Origin of the sequence: Helicovermis profundi, assembly GCF_033097505.1 — a bacterium.
Lineage (GTDB): Bacteria > Bacillota > Clostridia > Peptostreptococcales > Acidaminobacteraceae > Helicovermis > Helicovermis profundi.
In genome coordinates, this window is the sequence record NZ_AP028654.1 from 1,054,033 (window position 1) to 1,079,954 (window position 25,922).

General features: G+C 26.7%; 23 protein-coding genes and 1 other annotated feature. Of the genes, 11 read left to right on the top strand and 12 right to left on the bottom strand.

Features of this window, described 5'->3' with window-relative positions; all coding sequences use genetic code 11:
* Window positions 1-244 precede the first annotated feature (244 nt).
* The 10 genes from AACH12_RS04550 to AACH12_RS04595 all read right to left on the bottom strand — a co-directional run bounded on the left by AACH12_RS04550 (window position 245) and on the right by AACH12_RS04595 (window position 9,199).
* Window positions 245-1,324, bottom strand: coding sequence for a TMEM165/GDT1 family protein (locus AACH12_RS04550; protein WP_338536892.1), 1,080 nt, complete (start codon window positions 1,322-1,324; stop codon window positions 245-247).
* A gap of 144 nt (window positions 1,325-1,468) precedes the next feature.
* A complete protein-coding gene (hisIE, locus tag AACH12_RS04555; RefSeq protein ID WP_338536893.1) occupies window positions 1,469-2,116 on the bottom strand; it encodes a bifunctional phosphoribosyl-AMP cyclohydrolase/phosphoribosyl-ATP diphosphatase HisIE in 648 nt (215 codons plus the stop codon).
* Between the two features lie 109 nt (window positions 2,117-2,225).
* On the bottom strand, window positions 2,226-2,984 hold the full coding sequence (hisF, locus tag AACH12_RS04560) for an imidazole glycerol phosphate synthase subunit HisF (protein ID WP_338536894.1): 759 nt from the start codon (window positions 2,982-2,984) through the stop codon (window positions 2,226-2,228).
* On the bottom strand, window positions 2,981-3,691 hold the full coding sequence (gene hisA / locus AACH12_RS04565) for a 1-(5-phosphoribosyl)-5-[(5-phosphoribosylamino)methylideneamino]imidazole-4-carboxamide isomerase (RefSeq protein ID WP_338536895.1): 711 nt from the start codon (window positions 3,689-3,691) through the stop codon (window positions 2,981-2,983). The genes hisF and hisA overlap by 4 nt, the downstream gene beginning before the upstream one ends.
* Window positions 3,692-3,694: 3 nt before the next feature.
* On the bottom strand, window positions 3,695-4,345 hold the full coding sequence (hisH, locus tag AACH12_RS04570; protein ID WP_338536896.1) for an imidazole glycerol phosphate synthase subunit HisH: 651 nt from the start codon (window positions 4,343-4,345) through the stop codon (window positions 3,695-3,697).
* A gap of 22 nt (window positions 4,346-4,367) precedes the next feature.
* Complete coding sequence (gene hisB, locus AACH12_RS04575; RefSeq protein ID WP_338536897.1) at window positions 4,368-4,952, bottom strand: imidazoleglycerol-phosphate dehydratase HisB; 585 nt, start codon at window positions 4,950-4,952, stop codon at window positions 4,368-4,370.
* Complete coding sequence (gene hisC / locus AACH12_RS04580; RefSeq protein WP_338536898.1) at window positions 4,939-5,973, bottom strand: histidinol-phosphate transaminase; 1,035 nt, start codon at window positions 5,971-5,973, stop codon at window positions 4,939-4,941. The genes hisB and hisC overlap by 14 nt, the downstream gene beginning before the upstream one ends.
* A gap of 36 nt (window positions 5,974-6,009) precedes the next feature.
* Entirely contained in the window at window positions 6,010-7,293 is a 1,284-nt protein-coding gene (gene hisD, locus AACH12_RS04585; protein WP_338536899.1) for a histidinol dehydrogenase, read from the bottom strand.
* Between the two features lie 54 nt (window positions 7,294-7,347).
* A complete protein-coding gene (gene hisG, locus AACH12_RS04590; protein WP_338536900.1) occupies window positions 7,348-7,950 on the bottom strand; it encodes an ATP phosphoribosyltransferase in 603 nt (200 codons plus the stop codon).
* Between the two features lie 10 nt (window positions 7,951-7,960).
* Complete coding sequence (locus AACH12_RS04595) at window positions 7,961-9,199, bottom strand: ATP phosphoribosyltransferase regulatory subunit (RefSeq protein WP_338536901.1); 1,239 nt, start codon at window positions 9,197-9,199, stop codon at window positions 7,961-7,963.
* A 611-nt stretch (window positions 9,200-9,810) separates the two neighbouring features.
* Between AACH12_RS04595 and AACH12_RS04600 the strand changes: the two genes are divergently transcribed.
* The 5 genes from AACH12_RS04600 to dapD all read left to right on the top strand — a co-directional run bounded on the left by AACH12_RS04600 (window position 9,811) and on the right by dapD (window position 14,112).
* Window positions 9,811-10,287, top strand: a complete 477-nt coding sequence (locus AACH12_RS04600) for a hypothetical protein (protein ID WP_338536902.1) — start codon at window positions 9,811-9,813, stop codon at window positions 10,285-10,287.
* A gap of 284 nt (window positions 10,288-10,571) precedes the next feature.
* Window positions 10,572-11,567, top strand: coding sequence for an aspartate-semialdehyde dehydrogenase (locus tag AACH12_RS04605; protein ID WP_338536903.1), 996 nt, complete (start codon window positions 10,572-10,574; stop codon window positions 11,565-11,567).
* A 22-nt stretch (window positions 11,568-11,589) separates the two neighbouring features.
* Window positions 11,590-12,471 (top strand): 4-hydroxy-tetrahydrodipicolinate synthase, encoded by an 882-nt coding sequence (gene dapA, locus AACH12_RS04610; protein ID WP_338536904.1) that lies wholly within the window; start codon window positions 11,590-11,592, stop codon window positions 12,469-12,471.
* Between the two features lie 73 nt (window positions 12,472-12,544).
* Complete coding sequence (gene dapB, locus AACH12_RS04615; RefSeq protein ID WP_338536905.1) at window positions 12,545-13,291, top strand: 4-hydroxy-tetrahydrodipicolinate reductase; 747 nt, start codon at window positions 12,545-12,547, stop codon at window positions 13,289-13,291.
* A 110-nt stretch (window positions 13,292-13,401) separates the two neighbouring features.
* Window positions 13,402-14,112 (top strand): 2,3,4,5-tetrahydropyridine-2,6-dicarboxylate N-acetyltransferase, encoded by a 711-nt coding sequence (gene dapD / locus AACH12_RS04620; RefSeq protein WP_338536906.1) that lies wholly within the window; start codon window positions 13,402-13,404, stop codon window positions 14,110-14,112.
* Window positions 14,113-14,155: 43 nt separating this feature from the next.
* Here dapD and AACH12_RS04625 read toward each other — a convergent pair whose 3' ends face one another.
* Complete coding sequence (locus tag AACH12_RS04625) at window positions 14,156-15,766, bottom strand: PAS domain-containing sensor histidine kinase (RefSeq protein ID WP_338536907.1); 1,611 nt, start codon at window positions 15,764-15,766, stop codon at window positions 14,156-14,158.
* Between the two features lie 215 nt (window positions 15,767-15,981).
* Here AACH12_RS04625 and AACH12_RS04630 point away from each other — a divergent pair, with 215 nt between their 5' ends.
* Window positions 15,982-17,007 (top strand): branched-chain amino acid aminotransferase, encoded by a 1,026-nt coding sequence (locus tag AACH12_RS04630; RefSeq protein WP_338536908.1) that lies wholly within the window; start codon window positions 15,982-15,984, stop codon window positions 17,005-17,007.
* 65 nt (window positions 17,008-17,072) lie between these two features.
* Here the strand turns inward: AACH12_RS04630 and AACH12_RS04635 are convergent, their stop codons facing one another.
* Window positions 17,073-19,538, bottom strand: coding sequence for an ATP-binding protein (locus AACH12_RS04635; protein ID WP_338536909.1), 2,466 nt, complete (start codon window positions 19,536-19,538; stop codon window positions 17,073-17,075).
* 195 nt (window positions 19,539-19,733) lie between these two features.
* Here AACH12_RS04635 and AACH12_RS04640 point away from each other — a divergent pair, with 195 nt between their 5' ends.
* The 5 genes from AACH12_RS04640 to thrS all read left to right on the top strand — a co-directional run bounded on the left by AACH12_RS04640 (window position 19,734) and on the right by thrS (window position 25,845).
* Window positions 19,734-20,165: an NUDIX domain-containing protein gene (locus AACH12_RS04640; protein WP_338536910.1), complete on the top strand. Its 432-nt coding sequence runs from the start codon at window positions 19,734-19,736 to the stop codon at window positions 20,163-20,165.
* Entirely contained in the window at window positions 20,140-20,886 is a 747-nt protein-coding gene (locus AACH12_RS04645; RefSeq protein ID WP_338536911.1) for a DUF6873 family GME fold protein, read from the top strand. The genes AACH12_RS04640 and AACH12_RS04645 overlap by 26 nt, the downstream gene beginning before the upstream one ends.
* Entirely contained in the window at window positions 20,883-21,482 is a 600-nt protein-coding gene (locus AACH12_RS04650; RefSeq protein ID WP_338536912.1) for a DUF445 domain-containing protein, read from the top strand. Before AACH12_RS04645 ends, AACH12_RS04650 begins: the two co-directional genes overlap by 4 nt.
* Window positions 21,483-21,701: 219 nt before the next feature.
* The gene (locus AACH12_RS04655) at window positions 21,702-23,579 is read left to right on the top strand and encodes a 4Fe-4S domain-containing protein (RefSeq protein WP_338536913.1); all 1,878 of its coding nucleotides are present in this window, start codon (window positions 21,702-21,704) and stop codon (window positions 23,577-23,579) included.
* A gap of 78 nt (window positions 23,580-23,657) precedes the next feature.
* Window positions 23,658-23,871: a binding site (T-box leader), on the top strand.
* A 60-nt stretch (window positions 23,872-23,931) separates the two neighbouring features.
* Complete coding sequence (gene thrS, locus AACH12_RS04660) at window positions 23,932-25,845, top strand: threonine--tRNA ligase (RefSeq protein WP_338537343.1); 1,914 nt, start codon at window positions 23,932-23,934, stop codon at window positions 25,843-25,845.
* The last annotated feature ends 77 nt before the right edge of the window (window positions 25,846-25,922 follow it).

The following is a 25,922-nucleotide window of genomic DNA, read 5'->3' on the forward strand; positions in this document are numbered from 1 at the left end:
TTTTTCTTTCTTTTATATTTAGTCATAGGGCATGTGCCCTATGACGAGGCGAATGGTAGCAATCGAAGATTGTGAATTCGCCGGTCGCACTGCAATACCTTTAAAAGAAAGAGCTTGCTCAAAATTATTCTTTTTCTGTTTTTTATACATAGGGAATAGTGCCCTATGACAAGGCGAATGGTAGCAATCGAAGATTGTGAATTCGCCGGTCGCACTGCAACACCCTTAAAAAGAAAGAGAATTTCTAAAGTACCTTTAAATAAGAAGTTTTATTATTTATAATATCTACATATTCTTTATAATTAGAGCTTGTAGAAAAATCTCCAAAAGCAATTACTTCTGCGGCTTCTCTAAGCTTTAAAAGTTGTAAATTATTAGTATATTCACTTTCATACTTATTATAATAATCAATTAAATAATTTATTATTATAATAGCCTCATTTTTATCAAAATTTTTATTTTTAAGGTCTCCTATTTTAGTAGAATCTTCTTTATTAAGTGGTTTATTTGTGCTTTTTAGTAGTGACTTCATGTAACCTATAAGACAACTATTACCATCGCATACTTTGCAAGATTCTAGTCCTTTGCATAAAATATCAACTTTTTCTTCAATTTTGTTTTTAGTATCTTTTAATAACTCTGCATGTTTTTTTAATTTAGTGGTTTCAAGTTTTGAGTAATTATTAAAAAATCGTTTGCTAGTGAAAAAAATGATGATAATTGACAGTAAAATGATTAATAATAATACACGTGGTGTAGTTAAATGTAGATATGAATAATATATTTTTTCAAATCCGAATAGCAAAAACATAAGAAATGAAGAGAATTTTAACTTATCTTCAGGTATTTTTTTACCTAATTTTAATCCAATAAATATACCAATGGCAGAAGTAAGAACCATACCAGTTACAGTTCCAAGTAAAACAAATGGAACATAGCTTGAATTTAATGAAAGACCAAGTGCGGCTAATTGTGTTTTATCACCAAGTTCACCAAGAAAAAATGCTAAAGATACTGTAATAATAGCTCCGTATTTTGTTGTTGTATTTTTTGTCTCATCATCATCAATTTTAAGTGACATAAAAGCAAAATAAATAAACATTAATCCAGCTGTTAAAGTAATAATATTACCTGAAACAAATTTTACTAGTATTCTTCCAAGTAGCATTGCAAGTCCATGATTTAAAAATGCCCCAATTCCAACTCCAAGAAGTATTTTTTTAATAGGGTATTTAGTTGCAAAAGCTATTGCAAGAAATTGAGTTTTATCTCCCATTTCAGCAAAAAATATAAGTAAAACGGCACCGATATAATCAGAAAACATAATAACTCCTAAATTTAAGTATTATAAAGTGTTAAAAAAAATAAAATTTAAAGCATATATTAGGCTAATAATATATGCTTTGAATATTTATTAAAATATCTAATGTATTATATCATATATTATTAGCTAAATTTTGTGGAATTTTTATTTCTCCCTAGAAGAGAGTTCATTTATTACATCAGTAATTGTTATATCGAAGTAGTTTAATAAAACAAATAGGTGATAAACTAAATCTGAAGTTTCGCTAATTATTTCTTTATTATCATTGTTTTTTGAAGCAATAATGACTTCAGAAGATTCTTCTCCAATTTTTTTTAATATTTTATCTATTCCTTCATTAAAAAGATAAGTTGTATATGCTCCTTCTAAAGGATTATTTTTTCTTTCATTAATAATTCCATAAAGTTTTTCTAGAAATGCTAAGTTAGAAGTCTTAGTAGAATTGTTATTATCATTTGATGTTTCAACATCTTTTATAGTATTAAAGAAGCAAGAATTACTTCCAGTGTGACAAGTAGGTCCATCGGGATTTGCTTTAACTAAGATGGTATCGTTATCACAATCTGAAGATATGCTAACTACATGTAGATAATTTCCGCTCGTTGCACCCTTATTCCAAAGTTCTTGTCTACTTCTAGAAAAAAACCATACTGTGTTAGAGAATAATGTTAATTTAAGAGATTCTTCATTCATATAGCCTAACATTAAGATTTCATTAGTTGTATTATTTTGTATAATGCATGGAATAAGACCTGCACTATCGTATTTAAGATTACTTAGTATTTTATTCATATTCTTTGCCCTCTCTATATATAATAAATAGTATTTGTATATTTATTAAGATTTTTATTTTTTTTCACTTTCTTATTTTGCTAGTATTATATCTAAAATGCAAGTGATTTTAAAGCCTTACATTGATAGAATTTTCCTTTAAGTAGTTTTTTAAATCTACTATTTTTATTTCTTTATTATGAAATACGCTTGCTGCAAGAACTCCATCCGCTTTTCCAATTTTTATTGCATCTTTAAAATGTTCCATAGTACCTGCACCACCTGATGCTATTATTGGAACATTTACTGCTTTTGATATTATAGAAGTTATTTCATTATCATATCCATTCTTAACTCCATCAGAGTCAATAGAATTAATTACAATTTCACCTGCACCTAAACTTACGCCTTTAATAGCCCATTCAATAGCATCAAGATTAGTCTTTTTTCTTCCACCATTAAGGTATACGTCCCAAGATCCTTGAGTATATTTTTTAATATCCATAGAAAGTACAACGCATTGATTGCCAAATTTTTTTGAGGCTTGTGTTATTAAACTTGGATTCAATATAGCAGCTGAATTTATTGAAACTTTATCAGCCCCCGAGTATAGAACACGTGTAAAATCTTCAATAGTTCTAATACCACCACCAATAGTAAATGGAATATTAATATTTTTTGCGACTTCTTTAATAATATCTGTAAAAATATTTCGATTTTCATTTGTTGCAGTAATATCGTATAAAACTAATTCATCTGCACCATTTTCTGAGTAGTATTTTCCAAGTTTAACAGGATCATCTATTGTTTTTAAATTTGCAAACTTTTGTCCTTTTACAACCATACCATTTTTTACATCAAGGCAAGGTATAATTCTTTTAGCTATCATTTAATCATCTCCAAAACAGTATTAAAATCTATTATATTTTCATAAAAAGCTTTCCCTATAATTGCGCTGTATACACCTAATTCATTCAATTTAAGAATATCTGAAGAAGAAGATATTCCACCAGAGGCAATTAGTTTTATTTTATAGTTCTTAGATATATATTCAATAATTTCAAAGTTGGGACCTTCTAATGCGCCATCTTTAGAAATATCAGTGTAGAGAATTCTTTGAACCCCAATATCTTCTAAATATTTAATAAAATCTTTTACTTTAAGAGAAGATGATTCAATCCATCCATTTGTAGTTACAAAATCATCTAAACAATCTACAGATACTATAATATTTTCTGGATAATCTTTAACTAGTTTTTTTAGGAGTTTTGGATTTTCTATTGCAATAGTGCCAAGTATTACATTAAAACCAAGTTTAATTAAATTTTCAGCATTTTCATATGTTCTAATACCGCCGCCAATTTGAAATTCCATACTATACTTACTATTTAAATCTTTTATAAAATTCAAATTTTTGTTTTCTTTATTTAAGGCTCCATCTAAATTTACTATATGAAGAAATTTACTACCTTTATTTTTCCAAAATTCAAAAGCTTCATAAGGTGATTTGTAATAAACAGTTTTTTTATCTATATCACCTTGAAAAAGTCTTACGCATTCGCCATTTGTTATATCTATTGCAGGAAATATTATCATATATTACTCCTTTTTTATAAGCATTTTTTTAAGATTATTAAGAATTAATTTTCCAGTATCTGAACTTTTTTCTGGATGGAATTGCATTCCAATAATATTGTTTTTTCTAACCATTGCCGGAACTTTAACGTTGTAATTTGCATAAAGAAGTAAATCTTCATTATTATAATTTGATAAATAATATGAATGAACGAAATACGCATATTTATCTTCCAAATCATTTGTGAGAAGTGAGTTAGAATTTGAAAGTTCATTAACTGAACCTATTGAGTTGTTTTTAAGAATATTCCATCCCATATGCGGAACTTTAATAGTAGAATCTTTAAAATTAAATTTAATAAATTCGCCCTTTAAAAGACCTAGACCCTCAAATTCACCATTTTCATATGATTTATCAAATAAAACTTGCATGCCTAAACAAATTCCAATAATTGTTTTGTTTTCTTTAGCTAATGATTTGATTACCTTATCAAGTCCTGTATTTTTAAGTGATATCATAGCATCTTCAAAAGCACCTACACCTGGAAGTACTACGATGTCGGCAGCCATTATTTCTTCCTTATCAGATGAAATTTTTATATCCTTATCTAAATCTTTAAAAAAATTATAAGCATTTAGAATATTTCCTACTTTATAATCAATAATTACTAACATAATATTTCCTCACTTTATTTTATTAAATTACACCTTTTGATGATGGAATTCCATATACTTTAGAATCTATAGATACAGCTTCTTTTAATGTTAATGCTAAACTTTTAAATATACCTTCAATTATATGGTGAGCATTAATTCCATAAATAATATTAATATGAAGAGTAATTTCTGCATTAATAGCAAGTGCATATAAAAATTCTTTTAATGTTTCTGTTTCAAAGTTGCCAACTTTCGAAGTCTGAAATACATAATCAAATACTAAAAAACCTCTTCCGCTAATATCTACAGTTGATTGCAGCAAAGCTTCATCCATAGCTACAAAAGAATTTGAAAATCTTTTAATTCCTTCTTTATTTTTTAAAGTTTCTTTTAGTGATTTTCCGAGTGTGATTCCAATATCTTCTACAGTGTGATGAGTATCAACGTACAAATCACCTTTACAGCTTAAATCAATATCAATATTTGAATGTTTGGAAAAAGATATTAACATATGATCTAAAAAGCCAACTCCGGTATCTATATTTGAAGCTCCTTTTCCATCTAAATTAATTGAAATATTTATATCGGTTTCATTAGTTTTTCTCTTTAAGTTATATTTTCTCATATTCTTCTCCAATAATTTCTAAAATTTTATTGTTAATATCAGTTGTACCAATTGAGAATCTAATATAATCTTTTAAAATTGGAATATCTTTAAAATCTCTAATTAATATATTATTAGCATTAAATTTTTTTAATATATTTTCTTTATTATTTACTTTTAGAAGTATAAAGTTTGCTTTTGAAGCCGTTAGATTTTGGCTAGAATTTTTAAAATCGAATTTATCTTTATTAGCAATCGAATTTAAGCTAGTAATAATACGCTCTCTTTCGTTAATAATAGAATTAATTTTATCTATAAATATTTCTCTTTCATCCATAGCAATAGTTCCGATTTTTTGAGAAAAACTATTTAAGTTGTATGGCATTTTAGTTGAATATAATTTTTTAATAATTTCTTTTGAAGCTACTCCATATCCAATTCTTAAACTAGCTAAAGCAAAGCCTTTAGAAAGAGTTCTCATAACAATTAAGTTAGGAAAATCGTTAATTAAATCTACAGTAGTTAAATTTGCGAATTCATAATATGCCTCATCTACAACGACATAGCTTTTTACTGATTTTAGTAATCTGATAATTTCATCTTTAGAAATCAATTCACCTGTAGGATTATTTGGATTACATAAAAATACAATTTTCGCATTACTATTATTTGCAGTAGTTATTAGTTCATCGATATTAATTTTTAGATTTGCTTTTGTTTCTAAATACTTACATCCTCTATTTAGTGAAAAAACTTTATATTCCATAAAAGTAGGGGAGTGAGAAAGTACAGTATCATCTGATGTTGTTAAAGAATCTATTATTATTTTTATTAGTTCATCCGAACCATTGGTACATATTAGTTCATCAATATCAGCATTTACATAAGTTGAAATAGCTTTTCTTAAATCTGTTGAATCAGTATCGGGATAAAGATTAAAATCAAAATCTGAAATAACGTCTTTAATTTTAGAATAAAATATACTAACACTATTATAAGGATTTTCATTTGCATTTAGTTTAAATATTGCTTGAGTATTCATATAAATCACCTTGAACTTTCATTATTTTATTTTAGATTATAATTTTCTTATTTTTGCTGAGTTTAAATGTCCATCTAATCCTTCAACATCAGCTATTATTGAAATACTATTAATTACTTTATTAAAAGCATCTTTACTATATTCAATATAATTTGGTTTTTTAATAAAATCATCAACGCTAAGAGGGGAAGAAAATCTTGCGTTTCCACTAGTAGGTAATGTGTGATTTGTTCCAGCTAGATAGTCACCTAAGACTTCAGGACTATATTCTCCTAGAAATATTGATCCGGCATTTTTTATATCTTTTAAATATTGCTTAGGATTTTCAATCATTATTTCTAAATGCTCTGGAGCTATTAAATTTGATATACTAATTGCTTCTTTAATATCTGATACTAGAATGATATATAGATTATTATTAATAGATTCTTTTAAGATTTTTTTTCTATTAAGTTCTCCTAATTGAATATCTAATTCCAGTTTGATTTTTTCAATAATTTCTTTATCTTTAGTAACAAGGAACATTTTAGCTAGCTCATCGTGTTCACCTTGAGCCAATAAATCCGCCACAATAAATGAAATATTTGTGTATTTGTCGGCAATTATAAGAATTTCACTAGGACCTGCAATCATATCAATTCCAATCTTTCCGTATAGAATTTTCTTTGCTATGGCTACGTATTTATTGCCAGGTCCTACAACTTTATCAGCTTTTTTAATACTTTCAGTGCCAAATGTAACTGCTGCAACAGCCTGTGCTCCTCCAATTTTATATATCTCGTCAATTCCAAGTAAGTCTGCTGTAACCAATACATAAGGATTGATATTTCCATCTTTATTAGGAGGAGTAATAATACAAATTTCTTCAACGTTTGCCAGTTTTGCAGGTATAGCATTCATTAAAATAGTAGAGGGGTAATTAGCTTTTCCGCCAGGTATATAAAGTGCAACTCGCTCAATTGGCCTAATTAATTGGCCTAATTCTATACCTTCTTTTTTAAGTGACCATTCACTTTTAATTTGTTTTTTATGAAATTCATATATATTTTCTTTAGCTTCTTTAATAGCTATTAAAAAATCCTCAGTAATTAATTTATAAGCATTTTGAATTTCAAGTTTTGTAACTTTAAGTGTAGTTAAGTTTGCATTATCAAATTTTTTTGCATATTCTAAAAGTTTTTCATCTCCATATTGCTTAACGTTATTAATAATTTCCATTACATCATCTTCAATTTTTCTATTTGATATAATGTCTGATTCATTAAATAGAATGTTATTTAGGTCATTTATATTTTTTGTTTTCATATCTAGAACTTTCATGCTTACCTCGCTTTTTCTCTTATTTTTAAAATTTTTCTAATTAAGCAAAAGATATTAATTAATTGTGCTAATAAAATTTGTAATTGAAGAAAACTTTGTTTTATATGATACTTTATTTGCAATAACTCTAGTTGAAACTGTATTAATCACTTCAAGTACTTCAAGGTTATTTTCTTTTAAAGTGCTACCTGTCTCAACAATATCTACTATAAAGTCACTTATTCCAACTAAAGGTGCAAGTTCTACAGAGCCATTTAACTTAATTACTTTACCAATTAAATTATTAGATTTTAGAAATTCTTTAGCCTGAGTAGTGTACTTTGATGCAATTCTAATATTATCTAATTTTCTTATATTTGTATTTTTATATCCAGCTAGGCAAAGATCACATTTACCAGTTTTTAAATCTTCTACTTCAAATACGTCATATTCTTTTTCTCTGAGTATATCTTTTCCTACAATTCCTATATCAGCAATTGAGTTTTCTACGTAAATAGGAACGTCTTCTGATTTAACGTATATTATAGAGATTGAATTTGAATCATCTGTAATAATAAGTTTGCGTTTTGAATTTTCTGTAAAAGTGTATCCACTTTCAGTTAGTAATTCGTATATTACTTTGCTTATTCTTCCTTTTGCGATTGCTATTTTAATCATTATTTACCACCTAGTGTATTGATATAGTATTGTCTTCGGTTATAGAAACTAAAAAATTGTCTATGGTACTTTTATAAGATGTGTTTTTTACTTGGTTAATTATTGTAAGATTCTCTTCGTTAAAATTAATAATAGTCTTTGAATTTAGAAAATAGCTAGTTTGTAAATAATCACTTGTAAGTGATTCAATCATATTAATTTTTACGCTTAATCCTTTGTTTCTTAAATCCTCTGACAGTTGATACGCTTTTTTTCTAAAAGATTCTCGATATAGTATTGTATAATCTGACATTTGACCATTGCTAAAATTTTTTTTCATATTAATCACCTCTATAGTATTTTTGATATCTATTGCAAAACCACATGCGGGAATATTTGCATTGTAATTATTTGATAGTTTATTGTATCTTCCGCCGTACAAAACAGGTTTATTATTAGTAGTAGAATAAAATTTGAATATAAGACTAGAGTAGTAATCTTGATTATTTGAAAAACCTAAATCAATTTCAATATTTTCATTAACGTCTATATCTGATAGGAAAGATAAAATATATTCTAAATTTTCAATTGATTTATCCATATTCTTATTTAAAGCTAATTTTTTACCTTTTTTTAAAACATCTGTTGGATTACCAAAAAGTATTGGAATTTGAATTAAAACATTTGAGTACTTTTCATTAAGATTTAAAAATCTTAGATATTCTTTTAATTCGGGAATGTTTTTACTTTCAACTAATTTTATTAATTTATTCTCTGAATTAATATCGAGCTTTAATTCTTCTAAAATCGAATGAAAGTAGTTAATTTCACCAATATCAATTTTAAGATTATTAATTTTTAGTTTTTTTAGAATATTTAATCCAAGATTTAGTATTTCAATATCGCTTTCGAAATGAGTATTTCCAAAATATTCTACACCTGCATTTAATACTTCTTTGGAGGAATTTTGATCATTGGAATTCCAGCCAAAAGTGCTAGTTTTGTAAAAATATTTACTAAAACCGTTGTTTTTAATATTTTTCTCAGCTAAAAATTTTGTAAGTGATACGGTTGGGTCTTTTCTGAGACAAATAAGTTTCCCATTTAAATCAATATATTTAACTGTTGTATTTTCCTTAGTCAAATTTTGCGATGTTTCAAGAGTAGGAATAAAAAATTCTTTATAACCGCATAATTTGGATTCATTTTCTAAAGTGCTGAAAATCTTATTTATTAAGTAGTGATCATTTTTGTTAGTATCTAGTAGCATATAGACCTCCTGATTTTGTATTTTGTGTTAATAATAATTTTGAGTAATAATAATTTTGAGTAATAATAATTTTGAGTAATAATAATTTTGAGTAATAAAAAAGAACCTGATTTACAGATATGCATCTGTAAATCAGGTTCTCAAAGAAAACCAATCACTAGATGCAAGCCCACGTACAGTAGAGCTTGCATCTATGATTAAAAATCATATAAACAAACTCATCTAGATATGATGATGTAATTTTGTAATGTTGGTAATTAAATTCGTATTATTTAAAGTATTGAAAATTTTTATGTTCATAGTGTTCTCCTAACAAATATTAATGTGTAAGTTGTTTTTTAGAATATTAGCATGTGTAAAAGCAAAGGTCAATAACAATATTTGTAAATTATTGATTTTATTCTATTAGAATTAAAAGTGAATGAAGTCACTTCAATACTTTACAGTGTTAAAGCGAAGAAGAAAAAAAATAACAAAAAATAAAAAATCTTATAAGAATACTGTAGAAAGTACTTATTAATTTTTTGATATAATTAATAAATCTCGTGAAATATTTGCTATAATACATAATGTAATGGTGAAGTTAAATTAGTTCAAAAAAAGGAGTATTTATGGATTTTCAAGATATGACATCTACAAAAAAACCAATTGGTATAAGTATTATAACTTTTTTAAGTTTATTTCAAATTATGTTTTCTGTAGTTTTATTATTAATTGTATCATTTATTTTTATAATGAATCCTGCGGTAGGAAGTACTTCGTATAATATAAAAGAATCATTTTCAAATACTCTTTTTAATCTACCCTCAAGTGCAATTGGCAATGTACATTTAAGTATTATATTTTTAGGAACGTTAATTCCTGCGATTATTATTATGTTTATTTTAAGATATATTAAAAAACAAAGTATAAAAGGGTTAAGATCGGTAATTTTTATTAAAATAGTATTAGACGTTTTAAGAATGAGTGCCTTTAGTCTAGGAATTGATATAATTTTATTATTATTAGTTTTCAAAAATAAAAATGTAATGGATTTTATGAATGGCATATATGATCCTAAAAATAAATCTAATAAAGAAAAAATATAAGAATTTAATAGAAATTAGTAAAATGTAAAAAAGATATACTTAGATAATTTATAGGTATATCTTTTTTAATTATTTATCTTTTTAATATTAATTGTTCTAAAAATAATCACTTCGTTGACAAAATTTATTTCAAATGTTAAGATACTTTAAATCATAATATTTTAATATAGTGAATATGTTGATATTATGTGTTTTGTGCGCTAACAAAATTAAAAATTATACAATAATTATAAAAAATAGAAAATATTATTGTATTAAGAATTAAAGTGAAGTGGAGGCTTATTATGAAAAAGTTAAATGTAGCAATTGTAGGTGCGACAGGTATGGTTGGTAGAACTTTTCTTAAGGTTCTTGATGAGAGAAATTTTCCAATAGAAAATTTATATTGTTTTGCTTCTAAGAAAAGCGAAGGATCAATTATTAAATATAGAGGCAAAGAAATTATTGTTGAAGAGTTAAAAGAGGATTCATTTGATAGAGATATTGATATTGCTTTGTTTTCAGCAGGAGGAGAAACTTCTTTAAAATTTTCTCCAATTGCAGCATCGAAAGGTGTTATTGTTATTGATAATTCAAGTGCTTTTAGAATGGACCCTGAAGTTCCTCTAGTAGTTCCTGAAGTAAATCCGGATGATATTTTTAAACATAAGGGTATTATTGCAAATCCTAATTGTTCTACTATTCAAGCAATGGTTGCTTTAAAACCACTTCATGAAAAATATGGTATAAAAAGAATTGTGTATTCTACTTACCAAGCAGTTTCAGGTTCTGGTGTAAAGGGTATGAAAGATCTAGAAGAAGGATTAAAAGGTAAAGAGTTGAATTTAGCTTATCCTCACTCTATTGCAAATAACTGTCTTCCACATATTGATGTATTTATGGAAAATGGATATACAAAAGAAGAAATGAAAATGGTTAATGAAACAAAAAAAATACTTGGTGATGATAGTCTGAAAATTACTGCAACAGCTGTAAGAGTCCCAATGTTTAAATGCCATAGTGAATCAATTAATGTAGAATTAAAGAAAGAATTTTCTATAGAAGAAATTAAAGAATCATTTGAAAAATTTGATGGTATTGTTCTTAGAGACGACCCATCTAACAATATTTATCCACTTGCGACGGAAGCTGTTGATACAGATGAAGTTTATATTGGAAGAATAAGAAGGGATTTTAGTGTTGAAAATGGAATAAATATATGGGTGGTTGCTGATAATGTAAGAAAAGGAGCAGCCTCAAATGCTGTACAAATTGCAGAAAAAATTGCAATAAACATGTAAATCGTATATGTAAGGAGGAAAAATGACTTTATTTAAAGGTTCTGGTGTAGCAATAGTAACTCCTATGAATGAAAATGGCGTAAATTTTGAAAAACTTGGAGAACTTATTGATTGGCAAATAGAGAATTTAACGGATGCCATTATTGTGTGTGGAACAACGGGAGAAGCTTCAACTCTTGAAGATGATGAACATAAGGAAGTAATAAAATTTGCTGTAAATAGAGTTAATAAAAGAGTTCCACTTATTGCAGGAACAGGAAGTAATTCAACTAATCATGCAATTATGATGAGTAAAGAAGCTGAGGAATTAGGCGTTGATGGCTTACTATGTGTAACTCCATATTACAATAAAGCAACTCAAAATGGTCTTATTAAACACTATGAAGCAATTGCAGATGCTGTAAATATTCCTATTATACTATATAATGTTCCAAGTAGAACAGGTGTTAACATTGAACCTTCTACTGTTCTTAAATTAAGCCAACATAAAAATATTAAAGCTGTAAAAGAAGCTTCAGGTAATATATCGCAGTGCGCTGAAGTAGCTAGAATTATTCCAAATGATTTTAAGCTTTATTCTGGAAATGATGATATGATTGTTCCTCTTTTATCCCTAGGTGGAGATGGTGTGATTTCAGTAGTAGCTAATATTATGCCTAGAGAGACACATAATATTGTTTCTTTATTCCATGAAGGTCAAATTGAAAAATCGAGAGAACTTCAATTGAAATTGAAGCCATTAATTGATAGTTTGTTTATAGAAGTTAATCCTATACCGGTTAAAACGGCACTTAATCTAATGGGTAAAGATGTAGGAATACTAAGATTACCTCTTTGTGAAATGAAAGAAAGTAATCTTGAAGCTTTAAGAAAGGAACTTATTAAAGAAAATCTTATAAAGTAAACGAATAAATATTTGTATAAGTATCAGTTGTTTTTGGACTGATACTTATACTATTAATATGGGAAGGAGTATTATGATGAATATTATCTTATCTGGTTTTAATGGTGCTATGGGAAAAAATGTATTAGAATTGATTTCAGAGGATGAATCTTTAATGATAACTTCTGGAATTGATAGAAAACCAAATAAATACTATACTTTTAAACAATTTACTGATTATTCGGATGAAAATATAAAAGGTGATATAATAGTTGATTTTTCGCATTTTTCACTTGTGCCAAATATGCTAGAATTTTGCAAAAGAACACATACACCAGTAGTACTTTGTACAACAGGTTTGACAGATGAAATATTAAAGCAAATTGAAGAAACTTCAAAATATGTTCCTATATTTAAATCAGGAAACATGTCGCTAGGAATTAATTTATTAATTGATATAGTTAAAAAAGCGAGTACAATTTTAGAAGATTTTGATATAGAAATTATAGAGAAACATCACAATAAAAAAGTTGATTCACCAAGTGGAACTGCTAAAATGATTGCAAATTCAATAAAATCTGTATTAAATGAAAAAGAATTTATTTATGGAAGAGAAGGCAATGACACTAAAAGAAAAAAAAATGAAATTGCTATTCATGCTGTTCGCGGCGGGACCATAGTAGGCGAACATGAAATAATTTTTGCTGGAACAGATGAAATTATTACCCTCTCGCACAGTGCAAGAAGTAAGAAGGTCTTTGCAAAAGGAGCTATAGAAGCTGCAAAATTCATCTATGGTAAAGAAAGTGGTCTATATAGAATGGATGATATGTTAAAATAATAGTAAAGTATATTTAGTAAAAATAATATTGTATTTTAAATGTAAAAATTTTAAACTGTTTTTTAGAAAAATAGGTATAGATTTTTGCTATTTGAGAAATTGGAGGAAATATGAATTATGATATGACTAATCCTTATGAAATTGCAAAATTTATTAAGGATTCAAAAAAAACGACACCAGTAAAAGTTTATGTAAGGGGTGATTTAAAAGAAGTTAATTCAAAAGAATTAAAAATATTTGGAGAAAATTCATTTTATGTAATATTTGGAGAAAATGATAAAGTTGAAGAATTTTTATATGAAAATGAAAAGCTTATAGAGGAATATGTAGTGGAGGACGATAGACGCAATTCTGCAATTCCAATGCTTAATACAAAGAAAATTGATGCAAGAATTGAGCCAGGTGCTATTATTCGTGATAGAGTTGATATAGGTAAAAATGCAGTCATTATGATGGGTGCAGTTATTAACATTGGTTCAAGTATTGGAGAAGGAACTATGATTGATATGAATGCGGTTCTAGGAGCAAGAGCTACAATTGGTAATAATGCTCATATAGGTGCAGGTGCTGTTATAGCAGGAGTGCTTGAGCCACCAAGTGCAACTCCGGTTATTATTGAAGATGGAGTTTTAATTGGGGCAAATGCAGTAGTGCTTGAAGGCGTTAAAGTTGGTAAAAACTCTGTTGTTGCAGCTGGATCAGTTGTTACATCAGATGTACCGGAAAATTCAGTTGTTGCAGGTTCACCTGCAAAAGTAATAAAGATGAAAGATGATAAAACAAAAGATAAAACACAGCTTTTAGATGACTTAAGAGGATAAGATAAAAACGATGCTATAATAAAAAATAGCATCGTTTTTAATTTTATAGGTCAATATTACTATTGTTTAATGGAAATTCAATTATAAAACTTGTCTTTTCAAAAGGAATACTAGTGCACTTGATATTTCCATTTAATTGACCCGTTACAATATTATATATAATATTTAGTCCAAGACCACTACTATTAGTATTCCTATTAGTTGTGAAAAAAGGATTGAATATTTTAGGTAGAATATGTTCTTCTATTCCTCTACCATTATCAGAATAAATAATATTGATTTTATTATCTTTTTTAATAATGTCAATATTTATTATTCCATCATAATTTTTTGTAAAGCCATGTTTAAGTGTGTTCATAATCAAATTAGTTATAATTTGTGAAAATGAGCCTGGAAAATTCATAATGGCAATTGAATCATCACAGTTGAGTAAAATCTTTGTTTTAGTATTTTTGTATTCATGTTTTAAACTTAATATCACTTCATTTGTAATTTCATTTAAATTAAATAATTGCATTTCATCATGATTTTGATTTACTGAAATTTTTTTAAAACTAGTTACTAATTTTGCAGCCTTAATTAAATTAGAAGTAAGTATTATTGAGCTTTCTTCTAAATTATCAATAAATGTTATGAATTTTTCTTTTGATAACTTTCCATTAAGTATTAAAGTTTTGTTTTTATTAATTAAATCTTCCATATAGGTTGATGTAGTTAAAGAGGTTCCAATTGGTGTGTTTATTTCATGAGCAACTCCAGAAACTAAAGAACCAAGAGATGCAAGCTTTTCTTTTTCAAGAAGCTCTTCCATTGTTTTTTCAAGTTCGATTTTTTGCTTTTGAAGTATTTTTTCAAGTTTTATTTTTTCATTTTCATGAATTTTATCTATTTTTTCTTGAGTATATATAAGTTCGGAAATATCTAGGTCATAACCAATTATCATAATAACTTCATTTTTATCATTAAGCAAAGGGATAAAGCTTACAAGAACATATTTTGTAATATCTTCTTCTATGTAACTATAATTAAAAACAACTTTTTCTTTTGAGACTATGGCCTCTTTAAAATATTTATCATTAAAATAAAAGCTTTCAATTTTATTAAAAAATATTTTATAATGCTTTCCTATTACTTCATTTCTATTTCTTTTAAGCACTCTTTCAAAGGACTTATTTATTGAAAGCACAATTCCTTCAGGTGAAATACTATATATCATATTATCTATATTTTCTACTAAAGTTCTATATTTAATTTCATCTGTTTTAAGAGATTTATACGACTTTCTAAAATTCTCATATAATTTAAAAACTGATAGTTCGAGAGTATTTAATTCTAAAATAATTGATCCTTTAGGAGTGTATTTATTATCATGATTACTATTATTTAATTTATTTATTATTCTATTTCCATTTGAAACATAGGTCGTAATATTATAGGCTATAAATAGTTCGCCAATAAATCCTATAATGAGAATTGAAACAATTAATATAAAAAAGTGAACTAAATTTTTTTGATATATTTCAAAGTCTTTATTATAAAAAGTTAGATTATTATTTGAATTAATAAAATAAATAAAAGAAAATAATATAGATATAGATATCATTATCATTGGTAAAAGAGTTATGCATTTTATTGAATAGTATTTTTTTCTCATATTGTTTTGATACTGAAAATATAGATTCAGTATAGCTCTCCTTATATTTTATTTGTATTTATCATGTAAAAAATAAAAAATTTAATAGGTATGCCTTTCATATTTACCCGTATTTTGCTTATGAAAACATAGAATTATTATAGAAATCTAAAAATTTTTGATATATAATAAATATATATTATGTAACTTACGGTAAAAATAAAGGGGGATAAAAATTGAAAAAAGAGACTTCAATTGATTGGGGAAATTTAGGATTTGGATACATTAAAGCTGATTATAATTTTATATCATATTATAAAGATGGAAAATGGGACGATGGAAATTTAAGAGAAGATGACAAAGTTACTATTAGTCAAGGTTCTACTTGTTTACACTATGGTCAGCAGTGTTTTGAAGGTTTAAAAGCGTTTAAACATAAAGATGGATCTGTTGGTTTATTTAGACCATTTGAAAACGCTAAAAGAATGAATAATAGTGCTAAAAGAATAATGATGCCTGAAATTTCAGAGGATTTTTTTGTTGAAGCTTGTAAAAAAGTTGTTAAAGCAAATGGAAGATTTGTACCACCTTATGGCAGTGGTGCTACCCTTTATTTAAGACCTTATATTATTGGTATTGGTGATAATATAGGTGTTTCACCTGCTAAAGAATATATATTTGGTATTTTCGTTATGCCTGTTGGACCGTATTTCAAAGGTGGAATGTCACCAGTGAACTTTATTACTTCTGACTATGATAGAGCGGCTCCAAATGGAACTGGAAGTGTAAAAGTTGGGGGTAATTACGCGGGAAGTTTATTACCTCATCATGAAGCTGTAGAAAAAGGATATGCAGATTGTATATATCTTGATCCATTAACTCATACTAAAATTGAAGAAGTTGGGGCTGCAAATTTCTTTGGAATAACAAAAGATAATAAGTTTGTTACACCAAAATCAAATTCCATTCTACCAAGTATAACTAGAAAATCACTTCTATATATATCTAAAGAGTATTTAGGCATGGAAGTTATTGAAAGAGAAGTTTATATTGATAAATTATCTGAATTTATTGAAGCAGGGGCTTGTGGAACTGCTGCAGTTATTTCACCAATAGGTGCTATAATGCATAAGAATAATAAACATGTTTTCTATAGTGAAACTAAGGTTGGTGAAGTTACAATGAAACTTTATAATACTTTTATAGGAATTCAAACTGGTGATCTTAAAGCACCAGATGGATGGATAGTAAAAATAGATTAAAAAATACTAAAAGAACTATAAGAATAAAAACATTCTTGTAGTTCTTTTTTGATTATTAAATTTAATTATTCAAAAGGAAATTCAATAGTAAAAGTTGTTTTCTTATTTGGAATACTCGTGCAGTTTATTTTTCCCTTAAGTTTACCGGTTACTATATTATATACAATATTTAAGCCAAGTCCACTATTTCCTGTATTTCTATTTGTTGTAAAAAAAGGATTGAAAATTTTTGGCAACACTTTTTTTTCTATTCCATATCCATCATCTGAATATGAAATAATAATATTATGATTTTCTTTATAGATTTTTATATTAATATTTCCATTAGTTTTATTTGAAAATCCATGTTTTAAAGTGTTTATAATTAAGTTTGTAAGTATTTGTGAAAAAGCACCTGGAAAACTATTAATTATTATAGATGAGTCACAATCGATATTTATTTTATGATTTGTATTTTTATATTCATGTTTTAAACTTAAGACTATTTCATGAGTGTATTTACATAAATCAAAATTTGTTTTTTCGTCATGGCTTTGATTTACAGATATTTTTTTAAAGCTATTTACAAGTTCAGCTGCTTTTAATAGATTTATAGAAAGTATTTTAATACTTTCATCAAGATTATTTAAAAATTGAAAAAAACTACTTTTAGACAACTTGCCGCTATTTGTAAGTTTTTTATTTTTTGTAATGATATCTTCAATAAAAGAAGCGGTTGTAATAGATACTCCAAGTGGAGTATTAATTTCATGAGCTACACCTGAAACCAATGAACCTAAAGAAGCTAGTTTCTCTTTTTCTAATAGTTCTTTCATAGTTGTTTCTAGTTCTTTTGTTTTATCATCAAGCATTTTTTCCAGTTTATCTTTTTCATTTTTATGAAGTTCTTCAAGTTTTAATTGAGTATTTATAAGTTTTGTAATATCGTAATTTGAACCAATAACCATAATAATATTTTTTTCATCATCTAGAATTGGAATAAGGCTAATTCTAACAAATTTTCTGGTATTCTCATCTATAAAATCGTAATTATATGATGTCATTTTTTTTGTGTCTAAGGCCTTATTGAAAAACGCTTCCATTTTTAGTGCATCATCATATTTATCAAATAAAGTTTTATAGTGGGTACCAATAACTTCTTTGCGGTCTCTTTTTAGTATTTTTTCAAATGGTTTATTTATGGCTAACATGATTCCTTCTACACTCATACTGTAAATCATATTATCTATATTTTCCACTAAATATCTATATTTATTTTTACTTGTAGTTATGTCATCAAAAGATTTTTTAAGTTTTTTTGTCATAGAATGAAGTGCTATATTAAGTTCATTAATTTCTAGTATATTATTTTCTTTAAAATCAGTTGATAAATGCCAATTGCCATCAGCGATATTTGTAGCCAATTCTGAACTTTTTAATATTGGATTGGTTACCTTAATTAATAAAAAATATGTTGCCAATGATCCAATAAAGAAAATCACTAACATGGCTATAATACTATAATTCGTTTTATTTTTTAATGAACCAAGTAGGTTTTTTTCAGGAATTATTATTACGACTTTCCATTTTAGATTAGATAATATATCTAAATCGTTATATAAAATAAAATAAGGATTATTATTAATATTAATTTTATAAATTTTTTTGTTTTTTATATCATTTGATTTTAAAAATGTATAACTATTCTTAATAAGAATATTATCGCTTTCAGACACTAAAGTTAACTTTGGTAAAGTAGATTTTGTTTTTAAATTATTTGACATGGATGCATCATTTGAATTAGATATTAAATTCCAATTTTTATCTGCTATATATATAGTCCCCATACTTTTTTTAAGATTATTGTTTAGAAATTTATCAATTTCGTTTAAATTAATATCTATTGAAATCGAACCTAAAAAATTATTTTTATGATCAAATACAGGTGTAAGTGAAGAAATCGTATATGATTCAATTTCATCTTGATTTACGTAAACATCCGACCACTTTTGTTTTAAGGATTCTTTTACTGGAAGATACCAAGGTCTAATTCTAGGATCATAGTTTTTATAAGAAGCGTTTATCTTTGATTTTATTGTTGAATTATCATATATATTAAGATTATAATTTGTTCTAATGTCTTTTAGCATAAGAGAAAAAGAATTTGAAGTTTTGTTGTATCTAAATCCAATATAATTTCCTTTTTCATTACCAAAACTTATTGCATTAATTTGATTATCTTTTTTTAAAATTTTAGTGTAAAATGTAAGAAGATTTTTCTCTAAGAGACTTAAGTTATCATTGTTTTCATCGTAAAGGGTATTAATATTTTGACTTAGTATGGAACCGATAAATTGAGGATCTAAAAGTAATTTTTCTAAATGATTTTGAATGTTTTCATTTAAAAGAGTAGCTAATTTTGTTCCTTCTTCATTGGAAATCCAATTGTAATTAGATCTTATAAATATAAAAAAAATTATTAGTATTGATAATAATACACTTATTATAGGTATGAAAATAATGCTTTTTATAGAAAATTTAGATTTAATCATAGGATTCTCCTTAAATAAATTTGAGTATTTATTAAGATGCTATGTAATGTTATACCCTGCAAACAGCTTATTTAAACACTTAATTAAATTATATATTTTCTCTTTTGTTCATAATTTTGTAATAAAATTATGGTTATATATAAAAGAGCTTTAGAAAATATTTTTATATACGGGGCACTTTAAGGAGAATAAATAATGAATAAAATTAGAAGTTTTGGTATAAAAGAAAATAAGTATACTTATATAGAAAGAAAGGGTGTATATGGCCTTGAGTATAAAGATGATAAAGTCTTTCTTGTCAAAAGTCCATTAGGATATTTTGCACTTGGGGGAGGCATAGAACCTGGCGAAAGCGAAGAAGAATGTTTAAGGAGAGAAGTTATTGAAGAAGTGGGTAAATTTATAGAAATAGGTGAATTTTTAGAAGAAGTTATCGAATATGTTCATGTCAAAGGAAGCGAGAAGAGTTATAAAAAAATAATGAAATTCTACAGAATTGATCTTAAAGAGAATTATGATGGTAAAATTGAAGAGGATCATGAGCTTGTTGAACTTTCAGTTGAAGACGCAATAAATAAAATGTTTTTGAAAGGACAAGCATATGTTGTCAAAAAATATGCTAAATAAAGTAGTATTTGTTTCAAGTCATATAAACGATGAATTTAGAAAGTATTTAAATGAAAATAATTATAGAGTTATAACTTTAAATAAAAACTTAGAGATTAGAGATGAAATCTCAACGCATCCCGATATTTTTTTAACTTTAGTTGATAATGAAATTATTTTTGAACCCTTTACGTATGAAAAAATTTGTGATAACAATTATTTTATAAGTGCTTATAAAGTTCATAAAGGAAGTACAATTCTTAGTAAGCATTATCCAATGGATATAGCTTATAACGTTGCTATTGTTGGAAATTATGCTATTCATAATACAAAGTATACGGATGATATTATAAAAAAGGTAGTTAAGAAACTTGGAAAAGAATGGATTCATATTAACCAAGGTTATTCAAAATGTTCGATAGTGATTGCTAATGATAAAGCGATAATTACTTCTGATAAAGGCATTTACAATACATTTAAAAATAGACTTGATGTTTTACTTATAAAAGAAGGCTATGTAAAGCTAAAAGGTATGAAATATGGTTTTCTTGGAGGTGCATCGGGAAAAATAGGTGATACCTTAGTTTTTTATGGAAATTTAGAGAGTCATATAGATTTTTTTAGAATAGTAAAATTTTTAGAAGAAAGAAATATAAAATATAAGTATTTTAAAGAATTTGAGCTAGAAGATATAGGATCCATAATAGAAATACCATTAAATAAAAGTAGGAGAATAAAATGATAATAAAATTATTAATATTAGCATCTGTTGGTGCATTTATAGGATGGATGACAAATGTTTTTGCAATTAAATTAATGTTTAGACCAATTAAGCCAATTAAATTTCCAATTATTAATTTCAGTCTTCAAGGACTTATTCCTAAAAGAAAACCTGAGATTGCAAAGAGTATAGGTGAAACAGTTGAAAATGAGCTTTTATCTATTGAAGAAATAATTGATAAAATGATTGAAGATACTGATAAAAACGAAATAATCAATTTAATAAAAGATAGAGTTGTTACTCTCGCAGAAGAAAAAATGCCAATGCTCGTTCCCTCAAGTATAAAATCCATGATTTTAAAATATGTTGAAGAAATTATTGATGATAATGGTGAAGATATGATTGATGAATTAAGCGAAAAAATGATTCATCATGCTACAGAAAAAGTAAGTGTGGCACTTATAGTTGAAGAGAAAATTAATGAATTTGATTTTATTAAATTAGAAGAGTTAATTTTAACTATAGCTAGTAATGAACTTAAGCATATAGAAATACTTGGCGGAATTATCGGATTTTTAATAGGGTTAGTACAAGGTATGATAATACTATTTATCTAGTATATTCGATTTAAAAGAGTTATTTTGCATTCGTTTTTAAGACGTGAGGGATAAAGAATATTTATTTACGAAATGTTTACAATTGCTATGGAGTTTTGACTAAAATGGTAACTTAAGATACGGAAAATATAAATTATAGTGTTATAATTAACTTATAAATGAAAATTATTATCAATTAACATTTCTTAACTTATATCATATAAATGGAGGAGAATTGTAATGAATAAATTTAAAGTTAATGATGCATGTATAGGTTGTAGAGCATGCCTTGGACTTGCACCTAAAAATTTTGAAATTGAAAAAGGAAAAGCCATTGTAATAAATCAACCAAGTACTGATGAAGAAAATACTTTAAGTATGAATGCACTTAATATTTGTCCAACATCAGCTATAGAGATTATTAAGGGTGAACTGATTACTGCGGATTCATCTGTAAGAGAAACGCTGGAAAAATATCCTATATTGAAAGAAAAAATGATTGAATTATCACCTAAATTTAAGACAATGCAAAATCCTCTTATGTGGAATAGCATTGCTAAATTTGCAACTTTTAAAAATTCAGCAAAAATGACTGGTCTTTCTATTTGCGAAATTTTACATTTTATTAATAAAGAACTTGGAATGGAAGAGGAACTATTAAAAAGTTTTCCGCATTGCATTAAAGAGCTTGAGTTATTAAAAACTAATATTAACAAAATAACTTGGAATGAACCTAATAGTACAGTTGCTATTTCAAGCGAAAATATGGAAGACATCGCTAAGTCTATTGAATTAATAAACAACCTTTCGCTAGGCAGCTCAATTGTATTTGAAGGTGCCTTTGAATCAGAACCCATCATTAAAGTAATTGACGAATTAGGATATAAGTATAATATTGTTAGAAACAAAATTAACAATATTAGATTATCTATTTTCAATGAACCTAAAAATTCCGTAATATCAAGTGGAGATAATAATGATAACCTACTAGATGTTAGAAATATGACAGAAGACCCATTTGATATAATTATAAAGAAAGCATATTCTTTGAATGATGGTGAGGAATTTATCTTAGTTCAATCTTTTATCCCAGATCCAATGATAAATATGCTTGAAGGTATGGGCTTTGATAATAAAGTTAGACAAAAAAACAAAGATGAATACTGGATATATTTAAGAAAAAGAGTAGAAGAGAAAGAAATTGATAGTAAAATTTCTGATAAACCTTCTGTAACAATTCAATCTGCCACTCCAGTAGGCTATCCAATTATTATGAGATTACTTCAATCAGAAAAATTAAAAGGATTAATTAATATTAAAGAACTAAAAGTTTGGGAAGAAACTGAAAAACATCTTGGATGGATAGTAAATAAAAAAGCGGATATTAGTTTTTCTGCAGTTATTACAGCATCAAAATTAAAAGATAATGATGTAAAAATGCCTATAGTATTTGTTTGGGACAATTTTACTATTCTCACTAGGGGCTATGAAGCAACTTCATTTAGGGATTTAATAGGTAAAAAAATATACTTGCCTCTTTTTGAAGATGCTCCTCCTGCTAAAATAACGAAATACCTTATTCAATCTAAAGGATATAATGTTGATGATTTTGAATTTGTATTTGGCAAACCATTTGGAAGACCAAAAGAAATGCTAAGTAGATTTGTAAAAGGTGAGATTGATACAGTTCTTTTAAGAGAACCTGAAGCAGGTTTTGCTGTGAAAACTCTTAAAAATTTAAATGTTGATTTTTCAGAAATTTCATATGGCAAAGTTTGGAATGAAATTAATGAAGGCTTTGGTATGTTTCCAAATGCAGGAGTTATTTTAAAAGGTGAATTCGCTAGAAAATATCCAGAGATTGTTAAGGAGTTAGCTAATGAAATAAAAGCATCTATTGATTGGGTAAATAATAATAAAAAAGAATCTGCACTCCTTTCATATGATATGATGAGAAATTCTAAAGAAAATGTTGAAGAATTTTTAAATCGAGCAACATTTAAGTATGTAGCAGGAGAGGAACTAGTAAAAAAAGTTAGTGATTTTTATTCAATTTTAATTGAAAATAATATTTTGAATACAAAAATAGATGATAAATTACTAAATATGTTTAGATAGTGTTACAAAATAAAGAAGAAACAAAATTTTGTCTTTGTATTGACAATATAAATTTATTGGTATATTCTTTATGTAATATATGTTGCTTTGATAAAGACGAGTAATATCAACCCAGATTTTAGAGAAAAAGTATTTAGCTGAAATTACTTTTATTATGGAGATATGAAAACTACTTTTGAGCTTTGGTTTAGTAGTGATATACGAAATGCCAACGTTTGGCCTGCGTTAAAGGATTAGAGAGGGTCATTTATTTTGACCAATTAGGGTGGAACCGCGATCTCTCGTCCCTTTGTTTTAGGGATGAGAGATTTTTTGTTTTTGTATAATATAAATAGGAGGTAAATTTATGGAAATGGTAAAAATCACTTTAAAAGATGGATCTGTGAGAGAGGTAAATAAAGGAACAACAATATTTGAAGTTGCTAAAGATATTAGTGGAAGACTTGCAAAAGAAGCAATAGTAGGAGAAGTAAATGGGAAAACTGTAGATTTATCTTACGTAATAAATGAAGATATAGAGTTAAACATTTTAAAATTTGATAGCGATGAAGGAGAGCATTCTTTTAGACATACAAGTTCTCATATTTTAGCTCAGGCTGTTTTAAGATTATTTCCTGGAACAAAACTTGCAATTGGGCCTGCTATAGATAATGGTTTCTATTATGATTTTGATTCTGAGCACACTTTTGTTGAAGAAGATCTACCAAAAATCGAAGCAGAAATGAAAAAAATAGTTAAAGAGAATCTTGTACTTGAAAGATTTGAATTACCGAGAAATGAAGCAATTGAATATATGAAAAAAAGAAATGAAGATTATAAAGTTGAATTAATAAATGATTTACCAGAAGATGAAATTATTTCATTTTATAAGCAAGGTGAATTTACAGACTTATGTGCTGGAACACATCTTCCAACTACAAAACCTGTTAAAGCTATAAAATTACTTACTTTAGCAGGAGCTTACTGGAGAGGTGATTCAAGTAAAAAAATGCTTCAAAGAATTTATGGTACTTCTTTTCCTAAAGCAAGTTTACTTGAAGCATACCTAGTGAGACTTGAGGAAGCAAAAAAAAGAGATCATAGAAAACTTGGAAAAGAACTTAAATTATTTACTTTAATGGAAGAAGGTCCTGGATTCCCATTTTTCTTACCTAATGGAATGATTGTAAAAAACCTTCTATTAGATTATTGGAGAGAAGTTCATACAAAAGCAGGATATCAAGAAGTTGAAACTCCGCTTATTTTAAATAGAAAATTATGGGAAACTTCAGGTCACTGGATGCATTATAAAGAAAATATGTATTCTCTTAAAATTGATGATGAAGATTATGCAATAAAACCAATGAACTGTCCAGGTGGAATGCTAGTTTATAATACTGAAATGAGATCATACAAAGATTTTCCACTAAGACTTGGTGAAATTGGAAGAGTGCATAGACATGAACTTTCAGGTGCACTTCACGGACTTATGAGAGTTAGAGCCTTTACTCAAGATGATGCTCATATATTTATGTTGCCTGAACAGATTAAAGATGAAATTAAAAATGTTACAAAATTAATTGATGAAATATACTCAACTTTTGGATTTAAATATCATGTTGAATTATCTACTAAACCTGAAAAATCTATGGGAAGTCAAGAAGAATGGGATTTTGCTGAAAAATCACTTCAAACAGCTCTTGAAGAATTAGATCTTGATTTTGTTATAAATGAAGGTGATGGAGCATTTTATGGTCCTAAAATAGATTTCCATTTAGAAGATTGTATCGGTAGAACATGGCAATGTGGAACTATTCAATTAGATATGCAACTTCCTCAAAGATTTGATTTAAATTATATTGGTAAAGATGGTGAAAAACATAAACCAATTGTTATTCATAGAGTAGCATATGGTAGTATTGAAAGGTTCTTTGGAATATTAGTTGAACATTTTGCTGGTAAATTTCCACTTTGGTTAGCTCCAGTTCAAGTTGAAATATTGCCGGTAGCTGACAGGCACAATGATCATGCATATGAATTAAAGAAAAAACTAAGTGAATATGGTATTAGAGTTGAAGTTGATGATAGAAGTGAAAAAGTTGGATATAAAATAAGAGAAGCTCAGCTTCATAAATACCCTTATATGCTTGTTATTGGAGATAAAGAAGCTAATGGCGAAGAAGTAGCTGTAAGATCTAGAGATAAAGGTGAGTTAGGTTCTAAAAATATTAGTGAATTTGCTAAAGAATTAGTTGAAGAAATTAAATCAAAGAAATTTGATTTGTAATATTAATTATTGATTAAAAAACTAATATTAATGAAATTAGAAATATATTGACATAAAAACAATAAGGTGTTACACTC